Raw genomic sequence first — 539 nt, 5'->3', positions numbered from 1 at the left:
CCGGTGCGCACGGGAACGGACACGGTCGACTACGACATGATCGACCGAGCCGTGGCTGCAGCGGTGAAGTCGGGCATCCCGATCAGCAACATCGTTCCGGTCTATCAGGCCTTCGGTGGCGGCAACTGGGAGACTTCCGATGGCGGCAGACAGGTCATGCCCACCGCCGAACAGATGCAAATCATGATCGATCATTGGGCCAAGCTGGTTCCGTCACCTGCCTTCGACTACACCTACAAATGGGGAACGCAGAACGGCGACACCGCATTAGAGAGCTCTCCGGAACTACAAGCCGTTTTCCGGGAGCACAACCTCGCAACGACTGGGACCGAACCGCCTCCCATCGACACAAGCGACACCTTGTATGGCACCAGCGGCGACGATGTGTTTCACGGCGCCGGCGGCCACACGATGATCGGCTATGGCGGCAATGACACCTATTATGTCGATGACATCCGCGACAAGGAGATCGAGGCCGCGGGCGGCGGTACCGACAAAGCATTCGCCTCCGTAAGTCATGCGCTTGCGGCCGGATCGGA

At 60.7% G+C, this 539-nt stretch carries 1 pseudogene; it reads left to right on the top strand.

The features are described from left to right. Nucleotides 1–539 (top strand): annotated as a pseudogene (locus NKJ81_RS32605) (calcium-binding protein); the annotation flags it as partial.

It is taken from the genome of Mesorhizobium sp. M0018 (assembly GCF_040323955.1).
Classification (GTDB): Bacteria; Pseudomonadota; Alphaproteobacteria; order Rhizobiales; family Rhizobiaceae; genus Mesorhizobium.
Note: the sequence above shows the minus strand (reverse complement) of the source record. Positions and strands in the feature narration are given on the sequence as shown.